The sequence below is a fragment of the Sphingorhabdus sp. Alg239-R122 genome, assembly GCF_900537065.1.
Lineage (GTDB): Bacteria > Pseudomonadota > Alphaproteobacteria > Sphingomonadales > Sphingomonadaceae > Alg239-R122.
This window is the reverse complement of sequence record NZ_UNRC01000003.1, coordinates 96231-119646: the sequence shown is the minus strand read 5'-3', so window position 1 is coordinate 119646 and position 23416 is coordinate 96231. Positions and strand designations below refer to the sequence as shown.

Below are 23416 nucleotides of genomic sequence, written 5' to 3'. Positions count from 1 at the left end.
TTAATTCATACCGTGCAGGTCCGTGCCGAATATGCGCCGCCATTCATCCCTGACCGTTTGCTGTACCCTACTTAATGCTTTCATCACGCTTTGCCAGTCCTGCATATGACATCCCAGCGCAATTAACGCCTTCGCCGCTTCAGTTGGTTCCTGGCAATCCGGAGCCACCAGCCGCACAGCAAGCAGCATCCGCGTCATCAGTGCATGGGCTTCGCCAAGGCCCGGAGACAGCAATCCCGCCTGCCCCAATTCCGCAAGCGCCCGGCCAAGCGAAGGGTGTAATCCCTCCCCATGGGTCAGTTGCACAGCATGAAGGATGAATTCAAGGTCAACCAGCCCTCCAGGTGCCAGTTTGATGTCGAGCGGCCCTTTGGGCTGTTTGTGTGCCGCCATGTCGCGGCGCATCACAGATGCATCGGTCAAAACCTTTTCATTTTCGCGTTTTTCGGCCAGAAATGCGGCGATATCATGTGCAAGACCGGCCCGCACATCAGCGGGACCGTAAACCGTCCGCGCGCGGCAAAGCGCCATATGTTCCCACACCCAGGCCTGTTCCCGCTGATATTGCCAAAAACTGTCCAGCGTGACACATAATAGCCCCTGCATCCCCGATGGCCTAAGCCGGGTGTCAACTTCATAAAGCGCACCAGATGCGGTCGGCACGGATAACGCCGCAATAACGCGCTGCGCGAGCCGATTGAAATATTGCGTCGCGCCAAGCGGCCGCTTCCCGTCCGATGTGCCGCCAATCTCTCCGGTAAACAGGAATATGAGGTCAAGGTCAGACGCGTGGGTGAGCGCCTGTCCACCAAGGCGGCCCAGCGCCAATATGACGAGCTCGCACCCTGATACACGGCCATGCGTCTCTTCAAACTCGGCAACCGTGGCATCAGCCAGGCTGGTGAGCGCTGCTTCGGCAACATGGCTATAGCCGCTGGCAACAGTCAGCGCATCTGTCCCGCCTTCGATCAGCTGTACGCCCAGTGCAAAGCGTTTCTCACCCACCCGCAGTCGGACATTGTCGAGCACACGCTGATAATCATCGTCCTGCTCCCGGTGCGCGAATACGTCCGCCAGCTCTTCCACCTCACCCAGTGGATCAAGCGCGCTGGCATCAATCAGCCCGTCAAGCAGGTCACTGCGTCGCGCCAACTCATCCGCCAGAACAGGCGTCAGGCTCAATATATCCGCCAGCATCTGCATCAATGCTGGCCGCGCCTCAAGCAGGCGGAAGAAATTGATCGCACTTGGCAATGCCGCAATAAGGCTGCCAAAACGCCGGACCGCATTTTCCGGGTCGGGGGCACGGCCGAGCACCGCCATTAAGTCTGGCAGGATGATTTCAAATGCACGTTTGCCGGATGTGCTGCGCAGCGAACGTATCGATCCACCCCGCCATTTCTCTATGCTCGCGGCCAGCCCATTGGCATCGGCAAAACCCAGATCAGCCAGTTGCCGCGCCAATTTGACCCGGTCTTCGCTTAATCTGGGCCTGTCTTCTTCTGCGTCCTGATCTGCCGCGATCAGCCGGTCATAAACCTGTCCCACATATTCGATCGGCTTTTCAAGCAGTCCGATCAACGCCCTACGATCATTCAACCCATGCAATCGGGCCACATTGTCCAGCGCATCCGCATCTTCGGGTAGTTCATGCGTCTGCCGATCATTCACCATTTGCAACCGGTGTTCAATCGTACGCAGTAGGCGGTAATGCTCGCTAAGCTGTTCTGCTTCGCTGGCATCGATAACCGCTGCGTCCGCCAAAGCCGAGAGTGCCTGCACTGTGCGATGTGTGCGCAGATCACGGTTGCGCCCGCCATGGATCAGCTGGTGCGCCTGTGCAAAAAATTCGATTTCACGAATACCGCCACGCCCACGTTTCAGATCAAAACCACCGCCCAATATCTGTCCTGAGGCATAATGGTCGCGGATTTGTGAAGTAAGTCTGCCAATTTCATCAATTGTCCCGAAGTCGAGCGAACGTCGCCATACAAATGGCCGGATGCTGTCCATGAAATACTGTCCCAATTGTGCATCACCAGCCGCATGACGCGCACGAATAAAAGCCGCCTGCTCCCATGGCAAAGCGCTTGATTCATAGTGGGTAATCGCCGCCTCCACCGGTATGGCGAGTGGACTGACTTCGGACGCAGGACGCAGTCGCATATCGACACGGAATACATAGCCATTTTCATCATGCCCCGACAGTGTGTCTATAACTGTCCGGGCCATACGCTGCGCTGCATCGGCGGGTTCATCGCGCGGACGGCGCGGCAGTGTTTCGGGGTCATAGAGAAATATCGGATCAATATCGGACGAGTAATTCAGCTCCTGCCCGCCATGCTTGCCCAGCGCAATAATCGCAAATCCGCATGGACCCGCATCTGGCATACGCCGCTGTATCGCATATGTGATGGCCCGGTCGCAGGCAGTATCGGCAAAATCCGATAAGGTGCCCGAAATTTTTTCAAAGTCATACACACCCGCCAGGTCGCCAATAGCGAGCACCAGGGCCAGCGCCTGACGCTGCCCTCGCAGCGCTGCGGGAACATCTTCTCCCTTGCCGCACGCCCAGGCCGCCTCCAGTGCATCGTCCAGCCTGTCAGCTTCAAGCAGTGCCGTTATTTCGCCGTGCCGCTCCATGACATGCGCCAGAAAGGGAGCATGGCGGCGTGCACGGTCAAGGGCGACGTTCAGGCGGGGCATGGATACCGTTTACGCCCCCCTGTCCTTGCCTTCCAGCCCTTCTGCCAGCTCATCCACTTCGGCCATGATCTCACCCATTGGATCGGCTATTTCGGGAGCATCGTCGGGCCGCGGATCAAGTTCATCCCCCTCAACAATCGCTTCCAACGCCGCACGGCCGCGCGCGACCCGGCTTTTGATCGTACCAATCGCCACACCACAGATTTCGGCTGCCTCTTCATAGGAAAATCCGCCCGCCCCAACCAGTATCAACGCCTCACGCTGACTATCGGGCAGCATCATCAGCGCGCGCTGCACATCACCCAGGTGCAGTTTCCCGTCCTGCGATGCCGGTGTGGACAATATCTTGTCGGCGACATTTTCATCCCAGTCGCCCTTGAATTTCGCACGGCGCATCTGCGACAGGAAAACATTGCGCAATATGGTAAAGGTCCATGCCCGCATATTGGTACCCGCAGCAAACCGATCACGCGCATTCCATGCCTTTAGCATCGCCTCCTGCACTAGGTCATCCGCCATATCAACGCTGCCAGCCAGCGAACGGCTATAGGCACGCAAATGCGGAATCGTCTCACCAAGCTCCCGCTTGAACGCCGCGTCGGACAAAGTTTCAATGTCCTTTCTCCGCGTACCAGACTCTGATGGTGGCTCTTCGTTGATTTTCAGTCTCCGCATTATCCACCGCAAATCTGCGGCGAATAGCGCGCATCGTTAACAGCAATTTTTTATGAAAGATACGATCTCGTCATATTGCGACAATGTTACTGTAAACTATCTTTCAAAAATCTGAAAATACTAGCGAGCATGTGCGTGCGAACATCATTGTCAGGCAGATTATGGTCGAGCCCCTTGTATTCATGATATATTACCGGTTTGCCCACATCCTTGAGGGCATCTTCCATAAGACGTGATTGCCTGACGCTGACGTTCAGGTCTTTGTCTCCATGAAAGAGAATTACCGGTACGGAGATTCTTTCTACATTCCTAAGTGGTGATCCCTGGGTGATATGCGCTCCGCTGCCAATCATGTTTCGCACCAGGTGATAATTGGTGAAATTACGGCTTTCATTAATTGTATCCTGGAAATCCGTAACGGGAGCAACCGCACCCACTGCCTTGAAAAGGCCAGGCTCCAGCACAGCTGACTGCAACGCCGCATAGCCTCCATATGACCATCCTATAATTGCCATTTTGTCGGGATCGGCGATCCCCTGACTTACCAGCCAGCGACCACCCGCATTAATATCTCCAATCGCTGTACGCCAGCTTTGGAAACCGTTTTGGATGTACCATTGATCGCCATAGCCGTATGAACCCCTGTAATTGGGTTGCAACACGGCATAACCCTGATTTGCAAAAAACTGTGCAAACCAATCAAACCCCCAAACATCGCGCGCGGACGGACCGCCATGCGGCATGACAATGGCAGGGAGATTTTTTGCGTCATCTTGCGTCATGCCAGGTGGTAGTGTGAGATAGCCTGGAATATTTACATCCGGCGCAACCTGATAGGAAACCGGCACCATCTCGGACAGCGTAATATTTTCCAGCAGTTTTCGGGAAGCGACCATTTGGTTCAGCTTTTTCGTTGTTTTGTCAAAAACGTAGTAGCGGCCAGGGTCGCTATCGCTACCTGCATATATAAGTAGCCTGTTTTCATCCGTAGACGCATCCAGGAAGTCCACGATCGGCAGTTTGGGCAAAGCCTTTGAGAGTTTTTTGGAAAGGCCGGCAAGATAGGTATCGAAATAGACTGTTTCGGGCCTGTCTACAGCAAAATGCACCCCGACAACCCGTCCGCCTTCCCCGAACCGAACTATGCCGCCGACATCTACCTTGTCATGAGCGAATATAAGCTTGCGCGTTTTGGCTTCATCCAGACTCACAGAATATAGTGCTTCGCGTCCGTCTTTTTTCTGCAGACCGAAAACACTATTCGTTTTCGCATCAACAGCCATAGGCCAGAAGTCGTCTCCGTCACTGCCATTATATCGGCTGAAATCCAGCCATTTACGATCGCCCTTCAAACGATACGCAATTTTGGATTCTCCAGTAGAATAGCCGCGGGTGTTCTCCTTTATGCCGTAGCTGACCATACGAACATTGCCCTGGCCATCGCTCAGATAGCGTTGCGCCGCTGAATTGGCGGATTCGACTTTTTTGCTCTTGTTATTGGCAATATCGACCTCAACAACAGCTAGACCATCGTCCCTGCGGACTATATTTGAGTTTTTCTTTATCTCGGGAATAAATTCCTGCGCCATCAGGACTTTGCCTTCCACCCCGCTCAGCCAGTCGATAATATTCCCGTTATTTTGGCGTAAGCGGGTACTGTACCTGCTGTTAGACTGTCCCAGTGAAACAACATCACTGCCATCCAGATTGATGGCGAACAGGCGGCTGAACCCCAGTAACAGCGTACCTGTAGAATCAATCATGTTGGCCCTGCAGACAAGTCGTTCATTGGTGACGAAATCACACCAGCTCAGTCTATTTGGATCCCCATTTGTCGCAGTGACAACTTTCATTTCCCCGCCCGACACTGCCGCCCATGACGCGATCGTTGTCCGGCCTGGCCCGGCTGTTATGAAAACCACCTTTTGTCCATCAGGGGAAAGTGCCGCGTGCAGAATATCTGATCTTTTGCCAAATTTTTGCGCCATTTCACCAGTGCCAGAAACGGCCTCTGACGATTGGTTCGCATATGTGTTCGTGGGGAGAATTAGCGATATTGCAGCCGCAATGATTGTTATGCCCCTGCACATTCGAAAATCAGCCATTTATACATATAACTTTCAATGATTATTCTACACTTAACTGCACATAGCGCAGCGGGTATATCCTTCATGTTAAGCAATTTGTCCGCGGGAGCAAGCAGAAACAGGCCATTCAATGAGCACCGTCTGCTTGCCTTGCGTCCTCCATTCTGCCAGATAAGCGCCAGCATTAGGAACAAAGAGGATTATTATGCGCAAGATTTTATGGGGCCTTGCCCCCGTCATGGCTTTGACGGCCTGTTATTCAGGCGGAGAAGGCACCGGCAGTTCTGCAGAAATGAACATTCCTGAAGTTGCAGAAGGTGAAATTTCCGCCGGCACACTGAAGGATATTACCCAGCAGTTGTCTTCAGACGAATTTGAAGGCCGTGCGCCTGGCACCGCGGGTGAGGAAAAAACACTCGCGCTGCTGACCGAGAAATTCGCCGCCGCAGGCCTTGAGCCCGGCAATGGCGATAGCTGGTTCCAGGACGTGCCCCTAGTGGGCATTACCGCCACACGCTCATCGCCGCTGACTGTAACAGGCGAAGGCATTGATCTGAGCTTTGAATCGGGCAAGGATTATGTCGCCACCAGTTATCAGGAACAGACCAGTGTCAACGTCGAAAACAGCGACGTGGTATTCGTGGGTTACGGCATTAACGCTCCTGAACGCGGCTGGAACGACTATGAAGGCGTCGATGTCGAAGGCAAGACTGTCATCATCCTGGTCAACGACCCCGATTATGAAACCGAAGGGCTAGAAGGCGATTTTGGCGGACGCGCAATGACCTATTATGGCCGCTGGACCTATAAATATGAAGAAGCCGCGCGTCAGGGTGCTGCGGCCGCGCTGATCGTTCATGACGAATTCCCGGCTGCCTATGGCTGGAACGTGGTGGAATCAAGCTGGACAGGTGAACAGTTCTATCCGCAAACCGAAAATGGCGGCAGCGACCAGACCAAAGCGAATGGCTGGATCCAGAAAGACGTGGCTTCGCAAATTCTCTCCGCTGGCGGGCAGAATCTCGAAGAGCTCATGACCAGCGCAAAGGAAAAAGGGTTCAAAGCCATTGACCTGGGCGTGAAAGCCTCGCTGGATATGGATAACAGCATCTCTAAAACCATGTCGAAAAACGTGGTCGGCATATTGCCAGGTGCAAAAAACCCTGATGAATATGTGCTCTACACTGCGCACTGGGATCATCTGGGTCGCTGCAAGCCGGCACCGGACGGCGATGATATCTGCAACGGCGCGGTCGACAATGCCACTGGCACAGCTGCTCTCGTGGCTCTCGCCGAAGCACACAAGAAAGCCGGCGCACCTGATCGCAGCATCGTATTCCTGGCGGTCACAGCCGAAGAATCCGGCCTGCTGGGTTCCAAATATTATGCCGATAATCCAATTTATCCGCTGTCGCAGACAGTGGGTGGCGTGAACATGGATGCTTTCCAGATGGCGGGCCCTGCCAAGGACGTGATGGTCGTGGGCGGCGGCAAGTCTGAATTGGACCAGTATCTGAATGCTGCGTTGAAAGAAGTCGGTCGCACTGCGACACCGGAACCGACACCGGAAAAAGGCTATTACTACCGCTCTGATCATTTCAGCTTTGCCAAACAGGGTGTACCAATGCTCTATGTTGATGGCGGCGAAGACCTGGTCGAAGGCGGTGTTGAAGCTGGCGCAGCCGTGGCCAAGGATTATACCGAAAACCGCTATCACGGGCCAAAGGACGAGTTTGACCCCGACTGGAATTGGGACGGCGTGCTTGCCGATGTCCAGCTTTTCTATCGCTTGGGCCGCATGCTCGCCATGTCGGACAGCTGGCCGAACTGGGTCGAAGGCGACGAATTCAAGGCCAAGCGGGACGAAAGCCGCTCGGCGGAATAAGCATAAAGCCATTTGAACGGAAACGCCGTGCTGATATCATGTCAGCACGGCGTTTTCATATCCAGCAACCTTTTGGAATATTATCACCATGACCTATCGCCAGCCGCCCGAATGGGCTTCGCATGACTTTGTCTGGATCGGTTTTCCGCATGACAGCGCGGAATGGCCAGGTCAGCTCAAAAATGCACAGGCTGAAATCGCAGCCTTTGCAAATGCGGTACAGCAAAGCGGTGAACAGGTGCGGCTGGTGTGCAGGGACATGGCCAATGCTGATGCAGCGCGCACGCTGGTCGGTGATCACATTCACATCCGCATCCACCGCTATGGCGACATCTGGCTGCGTGACACGGGGCCGCTGGTGGTACGCGATGCACGCGGGCGTGTCGAAGCGCGGTTGTTCGATTTTAATGGTTGGGGCGGTAAGTATGACATGGATGGCGATCGTGAGATCGGCGCGGCGCTGGTACGCGAAGCGGGGCTGAACGCACGCAAATCAGGTTGGGTACTCGAAGGCGGCGCGATAGATGTTGATGGCAGCGGGCTTGCAGTCACCACTGCGCAGTGCCTGCTAAACCCCAATCGCAATCCGAAGCTGGGACGCGAGGATATTGAGGCACGGCTGCGCGATGACCTTGGCTTGCAGCGCATCTTATGGCTGGGTGATGGATTGGAGGGCGACCATACCGACGGCCATGTCGACAATCTGGCACGGTTTGTAAGGCCGAACCTACTTGCCCTGTCCGCCGCATCGGGTGAGGATGACCCCAATGCCGCCATCTATGCCGATACTCAGGCGCGCGCTGCGTGTTTTGGCGTAGACACTGTGCTTATCCCCTCCCCCGGCCGCGTTGTGCAGGATGGCGAAATACAGCCAGCCAGCCATATGAATTTCTATATCGGCAACCATGCCGTCATCGTGCCGGTCTATGGCACGCCTTATGATGCCCCGGCGCTGGAGGCTATCGGCGCGATCTTCCCGGGCCGCCAAACTGTGGGCCTGTCCGCAAAAGCAATACTGTCAGGCGGCGGCAGCTTCCACTGTGCCAGCCAGCAGATGCCCGCCTGATATTGAGTTTTCGGCATTCCATGTAACATTTTTGTTTCTGGCACGAATAGGATAGGTAATAACATGTTGGACATTGAGGGGAGCTAACCAGCCATGAGCGACAATATTCTGGGCGTACTGAGTACGCTAACCTATGTGTTCGTTTTTTTCCTTGGTCTCGCATTCCTGGCCATTGCCGTTATGTTCATCATCGACATTACCCAAAGCGGCGATGCCGTTCGCAGAAACTATCCGGTGATAGGTCGCTTTCGTTCACTTTTTACAGAGCTGGGAGAGTTTTTCCGGCAATATTTCTTTGCCATGGACAGGGAAGAAATGCCTTTCAACCGTGCCGAACGGGACTGGGTGGCGCGTGCGGCAAAGGGCAAGGATAATACCATTGCCTTTGGTTCAACCAAGAACCTGCATCCGGCGGGCACCCCGATATTCGTAAACTGCCCTTTCCCGACGATGAAAAAGGATGCGGCGAAAACCCAGCCCATGACCATCGGCCCCTATTGTGACAAGCCCTATGCTGCGCCCTCTTTTTTCAATATTTCTGGTATGAGTTTCGGCGCATTGTCGCAGCCTGCCGTGCAGGCATTGTCGCATGGCGCAAAAATAGCTGGGTGCTGGATGAATACAGGCGAAGGCGGCGTATCGCAATATCACCTGGAAAGTGGATGTGATATCGTGTTCCAGATGGGAACTGCCAAATATGGAGTTCGCAACCTTGATGGCAGCCTGAGTGATGCAAAGCTGCGTGAAGTGGCCACGCATGAACAGGTCCGGATGATCGAAATCAAGCTGTCACAGGGCGCAAAGCCTGGCAAAGGCGGGATTTTACCCGGTGAAAAGGTCACGGCGCAGATTGCTGAAATACGCGGCATAGCCGAGGGCGAGGATTCCATTTCCCCCAATCGCCATCCTGAAATCAACAATATTGACCAGTTGCTTGATTTCATCGCCCATGTCCGCAAAGTCAGCGGCAAGCCCACAGGTATAAAGGCCGTGGTCGGCGCCTATGGCTGGATTGAGGAAATGTGCGTCAAAATTCATGAACGCGGCATCGAAAGTGCGCCTGATTTCTTCACACTGGACAGCGGTGATGGCGGCACCGGCGCTGCACCCATGGCACTGATGGATAATGTGGGACTTACCCTGCATGAAAGCCTGCCCATGCTGTCGGACATTTTCCATAAATACGGCCTGCGTGACAGGATAAGGATTATCGCATCGGGCAAACGCATTACCCCCAGCGACGCGGCATGGGCAATTTGCGTCGGCGCTGACTTTGTCAACGTGGCGCGAGGCTTCATGTTCTCACTGGGCTGTATCCAGGCACTGAAATGCAACAAGAATACATGTCCGACAGGCGTTACGACACATAATCCGCGCCTGCAAAAAGGGCTTGATCCGGATAATAAAAAGGCAAAAGTCGCCAATTACGCGCTCAACCTTATCCATGAAGTGGAGGTTATCGCCCATAGCTGCGGTGTGGATGAGCCGCGTGGGCTCCGCCGCAAACACATCCGGATCGTACAGGATGACGGCCAGTCCATTCCGATGGACGTGCTGCATCCGCGGCCAGAAGTTTTGGAACGTTATCGTAGCTCCGGCGTTGGCGAAGCAGGGTAGTTCCGCCGCACCGTCCGATACAGAATGCAGACATGATATATTAATCACCAACTTTGAACCTGGGGACCTAATTGATGAAAAGACCGCTTATTTTGACCGCATTTTGCACCACCATAATCGCACCTGCCGCGCTCATCAGTAGCGACGTGGATGCCAAACAGCATGCAGAGTCCGCTGAAATGAAAGGCCTGGATGTTGTGCTAGCCAATGCGGACCGGGCTGAAGATGCCCCGCGCGACCAATATCGCCGCCCCAGAGAAACGCTCCAATTTTTTGGCTTAGAGCCCGACATGACCATTGCCGAATATGGGCCGGGCGGCGGCTGGTACACCCGCATCCTGCTGCCTTATGTTGCACCAAAAGGAAAATATATCGCGGTCGGCACAGACAGTGATGTTCTGGAATTCAGCAACCGCGCCCGCGAAGCGCGCAGCAAGAGCTGGCCCGAACGCTTCCCCGGGAATGCGGCCGAATGGACTGGCATCAGCGCCGAAAGCATCAAGGCCTATGAAAGCGACGAAGTCCCCGAAGAGATGCTGGGCACAGTGGACCGTATCCTGATATTCCGCTCATTGCATGGCATGATGGGTGGCAACCGCGCTGACAGCGAACTGAGATCACTGCGCAAACTTTTGAAAGATAATGGCAAGATTGGCGTGGTACAGCACCGCGCCAATGCCAATGCGCCCTTTGCATATGCCAATGGTTCGAAAGGTTATCTGAAGCAGAAAGACGTGATTGCCCTGTTTGAATTGAATGGTTTCGAACTGGTCAAATCATCGGAAATCAACGCTAATCCGAAAGACACCAAGGATTATGAAATTGGCGTATGGACTCTGCCCCCGCGCCTCGCCACTGCGGACGATAACCCGTCAGACAAAGCCAAATACGACGCTATCGGCGAATCCGACCGCATGACATTGCTGTTCAAAAAAGCACCATGACTTGAAAAACCCCTTACCCTGCGGGTAAACTTCCAGCGGATAATCCACAGGGAAAGGCCTATGCCATGACCAATATCACCGTCGCCGCAATGCAGTTGTCCTTAAGCGGCAGCGAAGCCGAGAATATTGACGCTGTCAGCGAGCTTGTTGCCCGCGCCGCGTATGAGGGTGCAGATATTATCCTGCCGCCTGAGCTTTTCTCCGGACCATATTTCTGCGCACGTGAAGACGAGGCGCTGTTCGCGCTTGCCCATCCCACAAATGAGCACCCCTCAGTCCGCGCCATGACAAAACTTGCCGGGCAGCTTGGCGTCGCCATTCCCACCAGTTTTTTTGAGCGCGATGGGCAGCATTATTATAACTCGCTGGCAATGGTCGGCCCCGATGGCGATGTCATGGGCGTCTACCGCAAATCGCATATTCCCGATGGCCCGGGCTATGAAGAGAAATTCTATTTCCGCCCCGGTAATTCAGGGTTCAGGGTGTGGGACATGATGGGCGCACGCATTGGTGTCGGCATATGTTGGGATCAATGGTACCCTGAATGCGCACGCACCATGGCTCTGATGGGTGCAGAGCTGCTGCTTTACCCTACTGCCATCGGCAGCGAGCCTTATGACGCGGACCTCGACACCAGCGCCATGTGGCGGCGCGCGATGCAGGGCCATGCGGTCAGCAACTGCATGCCCGTAATCGCGAGCAACCGGATTGGCATAGAGACGCAAGGCGCAGATAGTGGCACATTTTACGGCCACAGCTTTATAGCCAATGAATGGGGCGATCTGGTCGTTGATTATGGCGCAGAGGAAACCGGTGTGCTCGTCGCCACGCTCGACCTGGAACAAGCCCGTCAACACCGCGCGGGCATGGGATTTTTTCGTGACCGGCGGCCCGAATTATACGGGCGGCTGGTCGAAGACAGGTAGAAACCAAGCCGTTGCCGTTAGTTAATGTCAAGTATTACACGATTTCACAAGACCCTGTTCTACACGGTGCCACACCACTATAGTAGAGCGGTGCATGCTCGTCCTTTCTTGTCCATGTCGCAAATCTGCACCCGTCACGGCAACGAGAAAGGCCCATAGGTGTGATTTTCGCGACTTTCATAATAAAATTACGTGATAACTTCATTTAATTGTAGCGCCCGCATGAATACCGCACCAAACATTTCCGTCGTCAACCGGCCCGTATTCATGTTGTAGCGGCTGCAGTGATAGCTATCGATGAGGATTTTATCATTTGGCAACTGGTGCTCGGCAAGGTGGCCGAACGGGCGCTCCGCGAGCCGCATCCCAAAACCGCGCACCAAACTATCATGCGCCACCTTGCCGAGCGCGATAATGACACGCAGGTTCGGCAAGGCAGCAAGTTGCCGCATCAGATAGGGGCGGCAATTATTCAATTCGGCCCCTATCGGTTTATTCTGCGGCGGCAGGCATTTGACAGCGTTGAAAATCATCGTGCCGTCCAGCTTCACGCCATCCTCTGGGTCATTGGCAAAACTGCCGCGGCTCAGCGCGAAACGATCCAGAGCGGCGAACAGCACCTCACCCGACTGGTCCCCAGTAAAAGGCCTTCCGGTCCGGTGTGCACCATGCTTCCCGGGGGCAAGGCCGACAATCGCGAGCCAAGCCGATGGATCACCCCAGGTCGGTACCGGCGCGCCGTGCCAATCCGGGAATTCGCATGCAATTTCCCGGCGATAATCGGCAAGCCTCGGACATTTCCGGCATCCTGGTCGCGGCTCGGTCCCAGGCAGGAACTGTGATTGGGGGCTTTTTTGGAGCATGAACATAGGATAGGCACATGCGCATGACGGACGCAACCAAACATGAATATCTGATTGCCGTGGGGTCAAACCGGCGTAATGGCATTTATGCATGTCCCCGGCAGGTTATTGCGGGTGCGGTTGAGGCATTGCATGGCAATTATCATGTCAGGGCCGTATCGCACACCATCATCACACAGCCCGTCGGCCCATCACAGCGCCGCTATGCCAATGCCGCCGTACGGCTGAAAACGAATCAGATGCCAGATCTATTGCTGGATTCGCTCAAAAGGCTGGAGCGTGAATTTGGTTCCCGGCGCGGAGAGCGCTGGAGCAGCCGGGTGCTTGATCTTGATATCATCTTGTGGAGTGGAGGTATCTGGCCCAGACCAGCCCGTGCAACACATGTGCCGCAAAGCACAGGAAATGTAGGCCATAAGCGGCTTGTTATTCCCCACATATCCTTTCGCAACCGCAGCTTTGTGTTGGAACCGGCCGCGCAGATAGCGCCCGGCTGGCGCGATCCGGTGACGGGACGGACGATCCGCCAGCTCATGTTTCTGCAAAAAATGGGTAAAGCCGCTTGACCCGCAGGCAAAGCGTGACTAGGTGAGCGTCTGCACCAACGCACGGTATATGTCCCTTGCGTGATATGGGGCCCTTAGCTCAGTCGGTAGAGCAACTGACTTTTAATCAGTAGGTCGCTGGTTCGAACCCAGCAGGGCTCACCATTATTTCAAATGTTTATGGAATATGCGTGAGGCGCGAAATGCGCATGGATGCCAGATGGCATTATAAAACGAGATGTGTTTTCCCCAACTTCCATATCATTACAGGACATGGAAACATGTGGGCATGTTCGCACAATAATTCTATTATATGATAGTAGCTCAATCATAATTTGATTCGATAGGTTAACAGTGCTGTACGAGGCATCTGTATGTAGAGGAGTATCCATTATTTCTAACACAAAAGCCCATTCCTATGCACTGGCGCTACATGGCGGTGCGGGGGCCAAAACCGGTGAAAATTATACTATTGTTGAGCAGCATCTGAGCGAACTTGCCGCACAGGGCGAAGCCATGCTGAATCAGAGCAAGGCTGCAGTTGATGTGGTGGAAGAAATGACCCGCGAAATGGAAGCATCCGGGCTTTATGTAGCTGGCAAGGGTTCTGCCCCGAATGTGTCGGGCCAGGTGGAACTGGACGCGAGCATTATGGACGGCACGGCGCAGCAGGCCGGCGCCGTGGCCGCGATCCGGGACGTTGTGCACCCCGTTGCAGTTGCACGCGCCGTTATGGACCAGTCGCCCAGTGTGATGTTGGCAGGCGAAGGCGCCAATGATTTTGCACAAGGGCATGGGTTTGCCACAGTGGACAATCCATCCGCCTATTACGTGCTGCCAGTCGGGGTAAGCGAAGAGGATGTTACGGTCAGCGACATGCAGCATGGCACGGTCGGCGCGGTGGCACTTGATATGCACGGCAATCTTGCGGCGGCCACATCTACCGGCGGTGTTTTTGGCAAACCTGCGGGCCGGGTCGGCGATACCCCGATCATCGGTGTCGGGACATGGGCGGATCAGGACATCGCCATTTCCTGCACCGGGACGGGGGAATATTTCATCCGTGCAGGCGGGGCGCTGACAGTTGCCAACCGCTATAAACTCGCAGGCGATACTCTGGAACAGGCGCTCTGGCACATGCTGGATGATGTCGCGGCACTGGGCGGCGATGGCGGCGTGATTGCGGTTTCCAGCAGCGGTGAGATTGCAATGGCTTTCAACAGTGATGGTATGAAGCGCGCCTCTGTTTCAAATACGGCTCCGCCTGCTGCGACCACTTTTGCACCTTGCCGATAACGGTGGCACGTTTTTTGTTTCAGTCCTGTACGGCCCGGATCAGCTCGAACACCCGATCCCGGTCGGACAGCGCCAGAATCAGTGCAACATCACCGTCGCGTAATTGACCCAGAATATGTGCCGTTCCTTCGCCTGGTGACACCGCCATCCGGACTGCGTCTGCCGCAATTCCGCAATCTGTACATTCACTGGCAATTAATGCGGGAACTTCGCCCGGCTCACGCCCGCGGAGATAATCCTCCAGTTCGGCAATGACAACAAGGTCCGGGTCAAAGCCGACAGCGCCTCTGGTCAGGTCTCTTATTTCCTGGTCAGACCGGTCTCCAGCATGACCGAGCAGCAGATATTTGCGGTTGGCGGGCAGGTTTTCGATCAACGCTGACATAGCGGAAATGGCATGCGGATTATGCGCGAAGTCGACAAATACCCTGGCGCCGTTCACCATGAATTCGTTGCAGCGCCCCGGGTTCTGGTCAGGGGATGCGGTGAACTGGGTCAATCCTGTCACGATGGCATCGTTATCGATACCCATAGCCCTGGAAAGACCGATTGCCCCCATAATATTGTGGATATTGAAACGCGCCGATCCACCCATCGTGATAGGAATGTCCGCTGCTGCAATGCGCAGTGCGACTGCCGCGCCATCAAAATAACAGATATTTTCCCCGTCATACCAACAGCATGGATCTCCCGCCTCCCGGGCCTGCCGGATATGCGTGTTGTCTTGCGACAGGGAGAACCAGCACTTGGTACGGTCAAATGCCTCACCATTGACGACAACCAGCGGGTCATCGGCATTGAGCACCAGCACACCATCGCGCGATACCGCACGGGCAACCGCAAACTTGGCCTGCGCCAGTGCCTCAACCGTATTGACTCCGTATTGCCCCAGATGATCTGCCGCAATATTGGTGACAAGCGCTGCCCTCGCCTGAAACAGTGGTAGTCCGCGCCGCAATATCCCGCCGCGCGCAGTTTCAAGGAAAGCAATTTCCAGACGTTTGTCACGCAGCAGCATGCGCGCACCCCCAGGGCCCGAATAATCGCCATAGTCGAGCACGTCATTGCCCAGTTTTACATAATCGGTTGACGTGGAACCTGCGACCAAACCGGCCGCTTCGCCTATAGCGGTCGCGAGCCGTACACTGGTTGACTTGCCATTGGTGCCTGTGATCAACGCAACCGGTAAATTGTGCAGCCTGTTCCAGTCGATTTCAGATGGGTCAGGGATATCATTCACTCCCCAGACTTCAGATCCCTTGCCATGACCAAGCGATACGAAATCATCGTCACTCAATATATCGATATTCCTGGCATCCGCCGCCTGTTGCAACCGGATCAGTGCCGGATTTTTCTCAAGCGCGATCACCTCTTTCAGGCCTGCGGTCAGTTTCCCAAAATTTTCAGGCTCCTGCCCCAGCAGCCTGCAGGCGGCCAAATGCCAACCTGTTTCAATAACGAACACAGCAGAATAAAGCAGGTCTGCCGGCGCTGAAATAAGCAGTGTCACCCCATTTTCGAAAATTCGGTGCGCAGTCAGGCTATCATCCCAGCCCAGCGCAGACAGAACCCGGGCGATTTCCGCTTCCCAGACCGCAACCACTTCCGCACTGTCGAAACCATCCACCAGCACATCAATCAGTGCGCCGCGCCGGTCCCAGATCATGCCAGGACCTGTAATGCGGCGACTGTCATCCAGTACCAACTGTATAGATTCAGGCTGCGGGACTGTCAGATAGTTTTCGATTGTCTCAATATCTGCCGGCATGATGGCTATTCTCCCGTGCTGTTATTCAATCGCCATCTTCCTCAATCTCTTTTGCAAGCCGAACGCCGCGGTCATCGACAATCAGCGACTGGTCTTCATTGACCAGATCCTCATATGCCGATGACATTGTTGGCTTGCTGTCCGCCGGTGCCTGCTCCCGCAATTCCTCACCGCCAAAATGGACAATCTGTTTCCAGGACCGGGTGACGTTATCGCCAATAACAATCAGCAGGTCTTTCTCCCGCCCCATTTCCAGCGCGTGCTGGATCGCCTCCTGCTCGTCGGGAATGATGCTGATTGCATCTTCCGACACGCCATTTTTCAGTAGAAGCTGCTTCATCATCTGCGGGATTTCGTCTTCACCGCGTCCCCGGCGATTATCATCTGCTTTCAGCACATAATGGTCATAATGACCGGCCAGTATTTCAGCGGATTCAGCGATATCTTCATCACGGCGATCGCCGGGGCAAGATACAGTGATTATCTTACGGCCATATCCGTCGAGCTTGTCGACCAGCCCGGTAAGCTCACCAAATGCCGCCGCATTATGGGCATAATCCAGAATGACGCGGAAAGGCAGTTCATCAAACACGTTCATCCGGCCCGGTGCCTGACTGAATGTCGTGTTGAAGGTTTTCAGCCCCATGCGGATCTGGTCAATATCCTCACCAAAGCTATAGGCAATCGCAGCGGCAAACATGGCATTCTGGACATTATGTGCCGCCTTGCCCTCGATTGTTGCGGGGATAAGGTGCGTCCAGAGCAGCGAGATATGCGTGCAGTTATCATAAATGGTGATCATGTCACCATTCATCCCCTTTTCAAGGACAGCCGCCTTGCCGCCCGCATCGATATGCTGCTTCACCAGTGGATGGTTATGGTCCATCGTGACGTAAAAGATATTTTCCGCATCACAATGATCCGCCATCAGCAGGCAGTTCTTGTCATCGGCGTTGAGGACAACGGTATCAGTTGCCGCTTCCACCACGATACGCTTGATCTTGGCCAGATCCTCCAGTGTATCCACACCCCCCAGCCCGAGATGATCCGAAGCAACGTTCAGGCATGCCGACACGTTGGTGCTGTCATAGCCGAGGCCGCTGCGCACCAGGCCACCGCGTGCGGTTTCCAACACCGCGAAATCAACCGACGGGTCACGTAGCACCATCTGTGCCGATTTGGGCCCGGTTGTGTCGCCCTTCACAGTCTGTTTGCCATCAACATAGATGCCGTCAGTGGTGGTCAGACCAACCGTACGGCCACAGGTTTTCAGGATATGCGCCAGCATGCGTGATGTCGTGGTCTTGCCATTTGTGCCGGTAATCGCGGCAATCGGAATGCGGCTGGGCGTACTCGCCGGAAACAGCATGTCGATGACCTTACCCGCGACGTCGCGTGGCTCGCCTTCACTGGGTGCGACATGCATGCGAAAACCTGGTGCCGCATTTACCTCGACAATCGCACCGCCAATATCCTTGTACGACTGCGAAATATCATCAGTCAGAAAATCCACTCCACCAACATCGAGTCCGACTGCGCGGATGGCCCGCACAGCCATTTCCCGGTTGTCGGGATGCACCGCATCAGTCAGGTCAATCGCTGTGCCGCCCGTAGACAGGTTGGCGGTGTCGCGCAGATAGAATATCTCACCCTTTTCAAGCACCGTACCCTTGTTATAGCCCGCCTTGTCCATCAGTCGCCGGGCCTGATTGTCCAGTTCGAGCCGGGTCAGCACTTTTTCATGGCCAACACCGCGCCGGGGATCCTCGTTCACTTCGTCAATCAACGCGCCGATATTCTGCTTGCCATCACCCACAACATGACCCGGAACGCGCTTGGCAACGGCCACCAGTTCATTGCCAACGACCAGCATGCGGTGGTCAAACCCGGTAATATAGCTTTCCACCAGCACGGCCCGGCTCGTGCCCTGTTCCCGGGCGACATCGAATGCAGTAGCCACTTCTTCATCGCTGGACAGATTGATGGAAACTCCGCGACCGTGATTGGCATTGAGCGGTTTGACAACCACCGGATATCCGACACGCCGGGCGCCGCGCACGGCTTCACGTGCACTGTAGACCATATATTGCTGCGGTACCGGCAGGCCGAGGTCATTGAGCAGGTTGTGCGTGTCTTCCTTGTCACAGGATATTTCCACCGCAATGTGCCGTGTCTCACTGGTGATCGTCGCCTGGATACGTTGCTGGTGCCGGCCATGGCCAAACTGGACCAGGCTGTATTTGTTCAGCCGTAGCCATGGAACGCCGCGCTCTTCCGCCGCGGCGACCAGCGATGCCGTGCTGGGGCCGAACGCGTGACGCTGCGCGCGTTTGATGAAACTGCGCAGTTCGTCATCCCAATCCCAGTCTTCGTCCAGTTCATAGCCGGTCTGCTTTTGGACTTCGTCCGGCAGCAGGTGCATCAACAGCTTGATCGCAAGCTTGCACGCCGCGAGGCCAACATCGCGGTGAATATAGGCGAAAACCATATTATACTGGCCCGTCTCGCCAGCCGAACGCGTCCGCCCGAATGTGACCTCGTTACCCGCCACACATTGCAGCTCAAGCGCGACATGTTCAATAATATGCGCCATCCAGGTGCCTTCATCCTCACGAAGCCGGCGTACAAAGCCGCCCGGCTCACGGTAGGAACAGCCATGTTCCTCAAGGCCTGGAAGCGCCGCTAGCAGGCCGTCAATAAAACCCGTACCGAGCTTTGCCGATGGCCAGTCTTCGAGCACGCCAATATCGAGCACATGCCGGATAACCCGGAATTTGGCATATTGATTGGGCCCCACATAAAGGTTTGTCTTCAGTATTTTCATGGGTTGTTCCCCTTACCTGTTAGCCCCGATATTTGTGCGCTTTTTATAGACTGCAAACGCGGTGATCGTCCTCTACCGGTGGAAATGCCTCACGCATGTTGAGATCATAGTGACATCCCTCATGCAGGATATCCAGTTTCAGCCCCAGCATACTGAGACCCTGGCTGCGCCCCGCCGAATGCGCCGATGAATAGCTCATATCGCTACCATCAACGATAGTGACCGTACCGCTGCCGACAATATCCATCACACTGTCCGGGCCAATAAATGCCGCCGTGTCCTCGTCTATCCCCATGCCAAGCAGGAAGGGGTTGAGCGAAACCGCCGACAATAGCCGGCCCAGCCGGTTGCGTTCGGAAAAATGCTGGTCAATCACCGCCGCATTGGTGAGCCCAAGGCCCGGTGCCAGCGTCGCGCCGCCTTCGGACGGCCCCTGGTCGGAAGCGCCACCTGCCATCATGTGTTCGGACATAATCGACGCGCCCGCAGACGTGCCCGCTACCGGCACACCGCTGGCATTGCAGGTCCGGATCATCTGCGCGACCGCTGTCCCGCCCAAAATGGTGCTGAGCCTCAGCTGGTTTCCGCCGGTGATAAATATCCCGGTTGCCTGCGAGCAGCGTTCGGCAAATTCAGGGTTGTTGCAATCCTCACGACTGGAAATCGGGATACTGCTGACAGTCCCCGCACCCAGTTTTTCGAATATCTGTTCATAGAGCAGGCCAGTGTCTTCCAGACGTGAAGCAGTTGGAAAGACAACAATATTCGCATCCTGCCCACCGGCGATTTCCACAAACCGTTCCAGGATGACCGGGTTGGCATCCTTGTCTTCGCCACCGCCTATCGGGATAATATATCCGCGCTGGCTCCCTTGGCTAACTATCGCAGGGCACATTTATTTTTCCTAGCCTACTCAAAAATACTGGTCACGCCAGCTGTTGTGATTCTGCCAGATTTACAGAGCATTCTGGAAAAGGCCAAGCCAATAGTAGCTAGGTGCAGCATTTCTGTTCGAACAGCCCCTTTGCTGTGCGGGGTTTATATCCAATAAGGCAGGCTAAAATTACACTTAGGCTCGTTTTCCATCCGGGACTGTCCTATATACTTACGAAATATATATGAGGGGGCATCATGATCATTGTTATTGGCAGCGTCACATCATCTCGGGAAACGCATGCCCGGATATCACAGCTCAGCCTGGAGCATGTTGTGCGCTCACGCGCCGAACCAGGGTGCATCGCGCATAACGTTCATGTCGACCTTGAAGATGAAAGCAGGTTTGTCTTTGTTGAATATTGGGCCGATATGTCTGCACTGATGGCCCATTTTGCCGTCCCTGCATCGCGCGAATTTGCGGATGCATTAATACGATTATCGTCTGCGCCGCCTGAGTTAAAAATTTACAGTTCCGATGAGGTAAATCCTGGCAATTCCTGATCTGTTGCACATATCCATAAATTATAACGCTTTGGAGCACTGCCAGGCTATAAGCCATTGAGAGACAGTATTATCTACTGTGCATTCCTTAATCCTAAAAGGGCCTTGAACGAATGACTCTATCCGTTTTGTCAGTCATAGCCGGACTTTTGCTATTATTTGGCGGGGGAGAAGTGCTGGTGCGCGGATCAGTGCAACTGGCGGAACGCATGGGTGTATCACCGCTTATCATCGGATTGGTTGTCATTGGTTTCGGCACTTCGATGCCTGAACTGGTCACCAGCCTGCAGGCGGCGATTGACGGAACGCCCGATGTTGCCTGGGGCAATATTGTCGGCTCCAATATTTCGAACAGTGTATTCATATTGGGCGCAGCCACCCTTGCGGCACCGATTGTGCTGGACGCGAACGGGCTGAAACGCGACGCAGCTTTTGGTTTTGCCATATCCATATTGCTCTGGCTGTTGGCTGTATCCGGCCTGATATCGGTCATGACAGGTATTGCGCTGATATGCCTGTTATTCGCATATTTAGGCTATGCCTATTATGAAGAAACCCATGATGCGCCAACCCATGGTGCTGCCTATGACAAGGGTGCGGCACATTCGATCACCCTACCCGAAACCAATCTGGAAGCTACCGGGTGGACCAAGCCGGTGCTGATGACAGTCGCAGGGTTGGTGTTGCTTATCCTGGGCGGCAAATTACTGGTCAGCGGCGCTGTTACCATTGCAACCTATATCGGATTGTCGCAAGCCGTTATCGGGCTCACCATAGTTGCGATCGGCACCTCGCTGCCCGAAATGATTACGTCAGTTATTGCCGCATGGCGCGGTGAAGGTGAAATTGCACTAGGCAATATAGCTGGATCGAATATCTATAATATATTGGGTATAGGCGGCGCGACAGCAATTGCCAGCCCAGGCCCCCTGCCGACAGCCGTTGTTGGTTTCGACGTGCCGATACTGCTTGCTACCAGCCTGACATTGCTGCTGATCATCAGCACCCGGAAAATTATTGGCCGTATGTCCGGCGCTATATTACTGGCCGCCTATGCAGCCTATCTTGCGCTAACCATCGCAAATTCGACCTGAGACACCAATATATGTCGTAAAATTTCCTATACAATTGTAACAGTTAGCAACATAAGCTGGAATTTCACGCTTCATCACGCTATAAGCACATACGAGCGCGTGACCAAACGGTTCTGCTTGATATGCAATTTGTATCGCGCCTAGGGGGAATACTCCCCCTCTCCATCAGATAAAACTAAGGATTATCCATGGCTTCGCGTGCAAATGACAATCGGCTATCCAGCGCGTCTGCGCCCGGCGAGCCTTTGCTGGCATTTTCCGCGGGCGAAGACTATGATGGCCACGTGCTTAATCCGGAAACACAGGTGGCCGTTCAGTCAAGGGGCAAGGGGAGAAAGCGCGTTGCCCTCTCGCTGCTTGCTGCGACGCTGGACCTTACCGCGATAATTACCGCATTTACGATTGCCTGCATTGTCCGTCTGGGTGGTATTAATACAGATCAGCTTTTCAACCTGCTGGTTGTCACAATTCCTATCTATTTTGGTATAGCTTTCAACAACCGCGCCTATAATATCCGGGCGCTGGTCAAGTTTGGTACCAGCTTGCAACGTGGTACATTGTCCCTGATTTTTGCAGTGGCAGCCGTGATGCTGATGCTTTTCTTCCTGAAAGTGGGGGCAGAGTTTTCCCGTCTTATCTTTGCCATGGGCACCGTCGGTTCGATTGTCCTTATCGCATGCGGGCGGTTGCTGGTCCGTCAAATCGCATGGAAGATGCTGGGCAGAAATCCCATGTCGGAGCTCGTCATTTACGACCGTGTTGAAATGAAAGAGCAAGATAGCGCGGACGCGATAGATGCCAAAGTTAATGGTATCCACCCCGATTCATCCAATCCGCTCAACATCCAGCGGCTTGGCCTTGCCGTACAGGACATGGATTATGTCATTGTCCGCTGCAAACCCGAACACCGTAATGATTGGGCGCATGCACTAAAAGCGCTGGACGTGAACGGGCAAATTATTATGCCCGAACTGGCTGTACTCGCGCCACTATCCATGACAAGGTATGATGGACAAGTCGCTTTGACAGTGTCAAGCGGACCGCTCAAATGGAACCAGCGCTTGCTGAAGCGTGCTTTCGACATTGCCTTTGTTTTTGCGGCGCTTCCTGTTCTCGCCATCCCGATGCTGATTACGGCGATAGCGATCAAACTGGAATCACCCGGCCCTGTGCTTTTCAAACAATCGCGCATTGGCCTTGGCAACCGACCGTTCAGTATATTGAAGTTCCGCAGCATGGCTGCAGAAAAATGCGACGCTCATGGTGAGCAGTCCACGTCACGTACGGACAGCCGTGTGACGAAAGTCGGGGCCTTTATCCGAAAGACAAGTATTGACGAGTTGCCACAGCTTTTTAACGTCCTAATGGGCGATATGAGTGTAGTCGGCCCGCGCCCCCATGCTGTGGGTTCGACAGCGGAAGATGCCCTGTTCTGGGATATTGACCATCGTTACTGGCATCGCCACACCATCAAACCCGGTCTCACCGGCCTGGCCCAGATACGCGGTTTCAGGGGTGCAACGGAAAAACGCTCTGATCTGGAAGGGCGCCTGCAGTCCGATCTGGAATACCGCACGACATGGTCGCTGTGGAATGATATTAAGATCGTTCTTTTGACCTTTCGCGTTCTGGTCCATAAAAACGCCTTTTAAGCGCCCTGCCCTTGCGGCTCAGACAGGATAA

The 23416-nt window shown here is 54.5% G+C and carries 17 protein-coding genes and 1 tRNA gene; 11 read left to right on the top strand and 7 right to left on the bottom strand.

The features are described 5' to 3' along the window. The 3 genes from G6Q15_RS04450 to G6Q15_RS04440 all read right to left on the bottom strand — a co-directional run bounded on the left by G6Q15_RS04450 (position 1) and on the right by G6Q15_RS04440 (position 5369). Positions 1-2706 (bottom strand): bifunctional [glutamine synthetase] adenylyltransferase/[glutamine synthetase]-adenylyl-L-tyrosine phosphorylase, encoded by a 2706-nt coding sequence (locus tag G6Q15_RS04450; protein ID WP_164116098.1) that lies wholly within the window; start codon positions 2704-2706, stop codon positions 1-3. A gap of 9 nt (positions 2707-2715) precedes the next feature. After that, positions 2716-3381, bottom strand: coding sequence for a sigma-70 family RNA polymerase sigma factor (locus G6Q15_RS04445; protein WP_164116096.1), 666 nt, complete (start codon positions 3379-3381; stop codon positions 2716-2718). Positions 3382-3467: 86 nt separating this feature from the next. Beyond that, positions 3468-5369: a prolyl oligopeptidase family serine peptidase gene (locus tag G6Q15_RS04440; RefSeq protein WP_164116094.1), complete on the bottom strand. Its 1902-nt coding sequence runs from the start codon at positions 5367-5369 to the stop codon at positions 3468-3470. A 304-nt stretch (positions 5370-5673) separates the two neighbouring features. On the opposite strand from G6Q15_RS04440, the gene G6Q15_RS04435 reads away from it, so the two are divergent. The 5 genes from G6Q15_RS04435 (at position 5674) to aguB (ending at position 11906) form a co-directional block, all read left to right on the top strand. Continuing rightward, entirely contained in the window at positions 5674-7353 is a 1680-nt protein-coding gene (locus G6Q15_RS04435; protein ID WP_164116092.1) for a M28 family metallopeptidase, read from the top strand. A gap of 88 nt (positions 7354-7441) precedes the next feature. Next, positions 7442-8419 (top strand): agmatine deiminase family protein, encoded by a 978-nt coding sequence (locus G6Q15_RS04430; protein ID WP_164116090.1) that lies wholly within the window; start codon positions 7442-7444, stop codon positions 8417-8419. Positions 8420-8512: 93 nt separating this feature from the next. Next, positions 8513-10036: an FMN-binding glutamate synthase family protein gene (locus G6Q15_RS04425; protein WP_164116088.1), complete on the top strand. Its 1524-nt coding sequence runs from the start codon at positions 8513-8515 to the stop codon at positions 10034-10036. A 74-nt stretch (positions 10037-10110) separates the two neighbouring features. Beyond that, complete coding sequence (locus G6Q15_RS04420) at positions 10111-10980, top strand: class I SAM-dependent methyltransferase (protein ID WP_164116087.1); 870 nt, start codon at positions 10111-10113, stop codon at positions 10978-10980. A gap of 65 nt (positions 10981-11045) precedes the next feature. Then, positions 11046-11906 carry an N-carbamoylputrescine amidase gene (gene aguB / locus G6Q15_RS04415; RefSeq protein ID WP_164116084.1) on the top strand — a complete coding sequence of 287 codons (861 nt, stop codon included), beginning with the start codon at positions 11046-11048 and terminating at the stop codon, positions 11904-11906. Positions 11907-12094: 188 nt separating this feature from the next. Here aguB and G6Q15_RS04410 read toward each other — a convergent pair whose 3' ends face one another. Then, complete coding sequence (locus tag G6Q15_RS04410; protein WP_164116082.1) at positions 12095-12769, bottom strand: uracil-DNA glycosylase; 675 nt, start codon at positions 12767-12769, stop codon at positions 12095-12097. 23 nt (positions 12770-12792) lie between these two features. Between G6Q15_RS04410 and folK the strand changes: the two genes are divergently transcribed. The 3 genes from folK (at position 12793) to G6Q15_RS04395 (ending at position 14610) form a co-directional block, all read left to right on the top strand. Continuing rightward, positions 12793-13335: a 2-amino-4-hydroxy-6-hydroxymethyldihydropteridine diphosphokinase gene (gene folK / locus G6Q15_RS04405; RefSeq protein ID WP_164116080.1), complete on the top strand. Its 543-nt coding sequence runs from the start codon at positions 12793-12795 to the stop codon at positions 13333-13335. A 68-nt stretch (positions 13336-13403) separates the two neighbouring features. After that, positions 13404-13479 (top strand) — tRNA-Lys (locus tag G6Q15_RS04400). 189 nt (positions 13480-13668) lie between these two features. Continuing rightward, positions 13669-14610: an isoaspartyl peptidase/L-asparaginase gene (locus tag G6Q15_RS04395; RefSeq protein ID WP_240330747.1), complete on the top strand. Its 942-nt coding sequence runs from the start codon at positions 13669-13671 to the stop codon at positions 14608-14610. A 19-nt stretch (positions 14611-14629) separates the two neighbouring features. On the opposite strand, the gene G6Q15_RS04390 is transcribed toward G6Q15_RS04395, so the two are convergent. From G6Q15_RS04390 to G6Q15_RS04380, 3 genes are read right to left on the bottom strand one after another with little or no spacing between them, the layout of a single operon-like run. Then, a complete protein-coding gene (locus tag G6Q15_RS04390) occupies positions 14630-16378 on the bottom strand; it encodes a Mur ligase family protein (RefSeq protein ID WP_164116078.1) in 1749 nt (582 codons plus the stop codon). 25 nt (positions 16379-16403) lie between these two features. Beyond that, complete coding sequence (cphA, locus tag G6Q15_RS04385) at positions 16404-19202, bottom strand: cyanophycin synthetase (RefSeq protein ID WP_164116076.1); 2799 nt, start codon at positions 19200-19202, stop codon at positions 16404-16406. Between the two features lie 43 nt (positions 19203-19245). Further along, the gene (locus tag G6Q15_RS04380) at positions 19246-20097 is read right to left on the bottom strand and encodes a cyanophycinase (protein ID WP_164116074.1); all 852 of its coding nucleotides are present in this window, start codon (positions 20095-20097) and stop codon (positions 19246-19248) included. Positions 20098-20333: 236 nt separating this feature from the next. Here G6Q15_RS04380 and G6Q15_RS04375 point away from each other — a divergent pair, with 236 nt between their 5' ends. From G6Q15_RS04375 to G6Q15_RS04365, 3 genes are all read left to right on the top strand, one after another. Next, positions 20334-20639 (top strand): putative quinol monooxygenase, encoded by a 306-nt coding sequence (locus G6Q15_RS04375; RefSeq protein WP_164116072.1) that lies wholly within the window; start codon positions 20334-20336, stop codon positions 20637-20639. A 113-nt stretch (positions 20640-20752) separates the two neighbouring features. Further along, positions 20753-21733 carry a calcium/sodium antiporter gene (locus G6Q15_RS04370; protein WP_164116070.1) on the top strand — a complete coding sequence of 327 codons (981 nt, stop codon included), beginning with the start codon at positions 20753-20755 and terminating at the stop codon, positions 21731-21733. A 188-nt stretch (positions 21734-21921) separates the two neighbouring features. After that, positions 21922-23385, top strand: coding sequence for an exopolysaccharide biosynthesis polyprenyl glycosylphosphotransferase (locus tag G6Q15_RS04365; RefSeq protein ID WP_164116068.1), 1464 nt, complete (start codon positions 21922-21924; stop codon positions 23383-23385). Positions 23386-23416: the final 31 nt, after the last annotated feature.

Coding starts and splice junctions, on each gene's coding strand:
- cphA (WP_164116076.1), bottom strand. CDS start 19,202: ATGAAAATACTGAAGACAAACCTTTATGTGGGGCCCAATCAATATGCC.
- G6Q15_RS04430 (WP_164116090.1), top strand. CDS start 7,442: ATGACCTATCGCCAGCCGCCCGAATGGGCTTCGCATGACTTTGTCTGG.
- G6Q15_RS04435 (WP_164116092.1), top strand. CDS start 5,674: ATGCGCAAGATTTTATGGGGCCTTGCCCCCGTCATGGCTTTGACGGCC.
- G6Q15_RS04450 (WP_164116098.1), bottom strand. CDS start 2,706: ATGCCCCGCCTGAACGTCGCCCTTGACCGTGCACGCCGCCATGCTCCC.
- G6Q15_RS04380 (WP_164116074.1), bottom strand. CDS start 20,097: ATGTGCCCTGCGATAGTTAGCCAAGGGAGCCAGCGCGGATATATTATC.
- folK (WP_164116080.1), top strand. CDS start 12,793: ATGACGGACGCAACCAAACATGAATATCTGATTGCCGTGGGGTCAAAC.
- G6Q15_RS04375 (WP_164116072.1), top strand. CDS start 20,334: ATGATCATTGTTATTGGCAGCGTCACATCATCTCGGGAAACGCATGCC.
- G6Q15_RS04370 (WP_164116070.1), top strand. CDS start 20,753: ATGACTCTATCCGTTTTGTCAGTCATAGCCGGACTTTTGCTATTATTT.
- G6Q15_RS04440 (WP_164116094.1), bottom strand. CDS start 5,369: ATGGCGCAAAAATTTGGCAAAAGATCAGATATTCTGCACGCGGCACTT.
- G6Q15_RS04410 (WP_164116082.1), bottom strand. CDS start 12,769: ATGCTCCAAAAAAGCCCCCAATCACAGTTCCTGCCTGGGACCGAGCCG.
- G6Q15_RS04425 (WP_164116088.1), top strand. CDS start 8,513: ATGAGCGACAATATTCTGGGCGTACTGAGTACGCTAACCTATGTGTTC.
- aguB (WP_164116084.1), top strand. CDS start 11,046: ATGACCAATATCACCGTCGCCGCAATGCAGTTGTCCTTAAGCGGCAGC.
- G6Q15_RS04390 (WP_164116078.1), bottom strand. CDS start 16,378: ATGCCGGCAGATATTGAGACAATCGAAAACTATCTGACAGTCCCGCAG.
- G6Q15_RS04420 (WP_164116087.1), top strand. CDS start 10,111: ATGAAAAGACCGCTTATTTTGACCGCATTTTGCACCACCATAATCGCA.
- G6Q15_RS04365 (WP_164116068.1), top strand. CDS start 21,922: ATGGCTTCGCGTGCAAATGACAATCGGCTATCCAGCGCGTCTGCGCCC.
- G6Q15_RS04445 (WP_164116096.1), bottom strand. CDS start 3,381: ATGCGGAGACTGAAAATCAACGAAGAGCCACCATCAGAGTCTGGTACG.